The organism is Carnobacterium sp. (genome assembly GCF_040274425.1).
Genome location: NZ_JBEMBC010000150.1, coordinates 1 through 3,488 on the forward strand (window position 1 = coordinate 1; position 3,488 = coordinate 3,488).

Below are 3,488 nucleotides of genomic sequence, written 5' to 3' on the forward strand. Positions count from 1 at the left end.
AAGCGCCAGAAAGAACTTAAACTAATATAAGACTAATTGTTAAACAGAATAGTATAGAAACAGGCTTCCTAAGGATTGATTCTTTTAGGAGACCTGTTTTTTATTAATACCAATCAAAAAACAATTGGTCTAAAAATGAGTTTGATAGGTTGAATTTTAATATTTTAACCATTTTTAAATGTAAGACACATGCTATGTATGTACCAGAAAGAAATTGACTGATTTTTTTTGTATCGGTGTCTAATAAATGATTCCATGTTATGATAAACAAAATCATGTGCTGTTTTTATTAGAGGAGAAAGCTTTAAACTAGCTCCAACGTCCAATCATTAAGAATACAATGAAACAGCGAAAACTGATTAAAAGTTAGATTGGGATTTTAATGGATATATAAGATAATTATCAAGAGAGTTCCTATAGGACAATAAAGATAATTAATAAAAATGGAGGAAATCATGCGCAATATAATTTTTATATTTATTATTTACATTACCTATATCAGTTTAGGATTACCAGACTCTCTTTTAGGAGTAGCTTGGCCTGATATGGTAGGAGAGTTTCATGTTACATATAGTGCGGTTGGAATTATTTCAATGGCGATTGCAGTTTGTACTGTTATTTCTAGTTTACAGACGATACGAATCACTCAAAAAAAAGGAACAGGAAAATTAGTATTGAGTAGTATTTTGCTCACGGCGATGGGATTGATAGGGTTTGCGTTCACAAAGAATTTCTTTTTATTAATCGTTGCAGCGCTACCTTTAGGTTTTGGAGCTGGGGCTATTGACACTTCTGTAAATAACTACGTATCTTCTAATTTGAAAGCACATCATATGAATTGGTTGCATGCCTTCTGGGGAGTGGGAGCAACGTTAGGACCAATAATTATGGGAGTTGTTTTAGACAACCACTTTTCTTGGAGAAATGGTTATTTGATTATTGGTAGCATCCAATTAATATTAGCTTTTATTTTATTGTTTTCTCTTCCACTTTGGAAGCAAAACGAACAAAAAGTAGCTATAGAACCTGATAAAAGTAAACTATCTTTTGGAGCATTATTAAAACAGAAGGGAGTTATGTGGTCTCTATTATCGTTCTTGTTTTATGTTGGTATAGAAGGAACTATTTTTTTATGGGGGAGTAGTTATTTAGTCGAAGTAAAGTCAGTAACTGCAGCAAGCGCTAGTTTTATTCTATCTTTGTTTTTTGCAAGCATAACGTTAGGAAGAATTATCTCAGGATTTGTTACTTTTTGGCTAACTAACCCTAAATTACTATTGCTGAGTGAAAGCATACTTCTTATAGGTATTTGTACGGTTGCTATTGGAAGAGGTAGTATCTTATACATTGGATTTATACTTATTGGACTCGGCTGTGCAGCGATTTTCCCTACTATGATGCATGAAACACCTGAAAGATTTGGAGCAAGAAACTCGGGAGCAATTATTGGATTTCAAGTAGCTTTTGGTTATGTTGGAGTTACTATACTACCTCCATTATTAGGAATACTGTTTCAACGTGTCAGTATGAATCTATTCCCACTATTTTTAGTTGGTTTTGTCCTCATACTTATTGTAGTAACCCTCCTTATTGAGAAGGGTAAAACTATAGAACCATTATAAGTAGTAAAACCTTTCTAAAGGATGATTAACTACTTAACATAAGGTTTAAATACTAGTTTAAGATGTTCGAAGTTATTATCCAAATGAGTGAAAAAAGCACAAAAATTATATTGAGTTCAATGATTTGTCCTGTAATGCTATAATTACGTAAATCTTTATTTTCATTATAAATAAGTGAGAGAGCGCTTTCGATTTTGGTAGACTAAAAATAAATATAACCTTATATTAAGTTAGTCATTCAGTAAATGGGTAGATAAAATAAAAGGAGTGTTTAAAATGAGCGATCGGGATAAGCAGTATCGATACAATCAAAAGAGCAACATCTCAAGTTCTTTATATGCAAGAGTCAACGTCGGACAAAATGCAGATAAAAATTCATCAGATGGGGCTAAGCCTCTTCACACCGGTGGAAGTATGAATAACGAAGATGAAAAGGTGAGTGACAACAGCTCGTTTAGTCATACATTATTATTTTATATTATTGGACTTTTGATGTCTGCGTTTATTGGATTTGTTTTTTTTAAGCTGTTTCAAGATTATTTTTATGGTGAAGGATTAAATCAAATGCTTCCTTCATTGGTCTTATTCTTGGGATCATTATCTCTCGGTTTTTTTACTTCAATGATTATTCTTAAAAAATTAAAGCTGTAGTTAATTTCTATAAAAAACGCTAAGAAGGGGGACACATTATGAAAAAACAATCTTCCCTCGGTTATCTAACGTTATTTTTTTATTAACAGGTTGTTCAACACTATCTGAAACTGAAGCTGAAAAAATAGTTATTGAAGAATATAGCAACCATCTAGGTGAAGCAACTATTTTATCTACAGAAAAAAAGGGTAATGATTACTATATTGAATGGGAAAATAAAAATAACAAGTCCCATGGAGAAAGTAAAATTTCATCGGATGGAAAAGAAACCATTATTGAAGCTGAAATTGAGTAAATTCGTTTTAAATTAAGACACTCAAAGATGACTTTTTAAATTGAAAGCGCTACAATAAATATGAAATATTCTGTAACTGTTGTACTATACTATTTTAAGTCGGTTAGGAGGAAAGCAGCAATGGATTATAAAGATTATGGCAAGAAGCCATACATGTTAAATATTGAAGATGCTACTAATCAAAACGACAATTTCCGTACAACGATATGGACTGGCGACAAACTGCAATTAACGGTCATGTCCATACAACCCAATGATGAAGCTGGATTAGAAGTTCACAAATATAGTGACCAATTTATTCGTATTGAAGAGGGACAAGGTATTTGCCAAATGGGATCAACCAAGGATAATCTGAATTTCGAAAGGGCGATCACAAAGAATGATGCAGTAGTTGTTCCAGCAAATATGTGGCACAACATTATTAACACTGGTGGTAAGTCCATGAAACTATATACGATTTATTCAAGTCCAGAACACAAACAAGGAACGATTCATCGCTTACGAGAAGATGCAACAAGAAATATTGACGACTAATAATAAGATTTCAACACAAAAAAAGTCAGTTAAACGTCCACTAATCGTTTAGCTGACTTTTTTGCGATGAAAAATATCAAATTGATTTTTCAGATTATTTTTTAATAAGATCTGTTGATAAGGCGCAAAATAATCGGGGTTTACTTATTTTTTGTAAAAACCTTTAATTAATAATAATTAGACTTGAAATAAATTTTGGTCTGTGGCATACTAATACATGTACTTACAAAATGTAAGTGTTAATTGATGGGTGACCTTCAATTAATGAATCAGTAATGGAGGGCACGCATTGGCTAACAAATCGGTATTTACTCGAATGAGCGAAACTTTATTCGGAAAAACAGAACAAACAACACGAGAAGAAAAGGGGACGAACAATATGAAAA

At 32.2% G+C, this 3,488-nt stretch carries 3 protein-coding genes; all 3 read left to right on the forward strand.

Annotated features, from left to right (window positions below; translation table 11 throughout):
• Positions 1 to 455 precede the first annotated feature (455 nt).
• A complete protein-coding gene (locus tag ABS911_RS14760) occupies positions 456 to 1,622 on the forward strand; it encodes an MFS transporter (protein WP_350468187.1) in 1,167 nt (388 codons plus the stop codon).
• A 276-nt stretch (positions 1,623 to 1,898) separates the two neighbouring features.
• Positions 1,899 to 2,273: a hypothetical protein gene (locus ABS911_RS14765; RefSeq protein WP_350468188.1), complete on the forward strand. Its 375-nt coding sequence runs from the start codon at positions 1,899 to 1,901 to the stop codon at positions 2,271 to 2,273.
• Positions 2,274 to 2,688: 415 nt separating this feature from the next.
• Positions 2,689 to 3,102 (forward strand): cupin domain-containing protein, encoded by a 414-nt coding sequence (locus tag ABS911_RS14770; RefSeq protein ID WP_350468189.1) that lies wholly within the window; start codon positions 2,689 to 2,691, stop codon positions 3,100 to 3,102.
• Positions 3,103 to 3,488 lie beyond the last annotated feature (386 nt).

Excerpts from the sequence above, each read along its gene's own strand:
- ABS911_RS14770 (WP_350468189.1), top strand. The coding sequence starts at position 2,689 with ATGGATTATAAAGATTATGGCAAGAAGCCATACATGTTAAATATTGAA.
- ABS911_RS14765 (WP_350468188.1), top strand. The coding sequence starts at position 1,899 with ATGAGCGATCGGGATAAGCAGTATCGATACAATCAAAAGAGCAACATC.
- ABS911_RS14760 (WP_350468187.1), top strand. The coding sequence starts at position 456 with ATGCGCAATATAATTTTTATATTTATTATTTACATTACCTATATCAGT.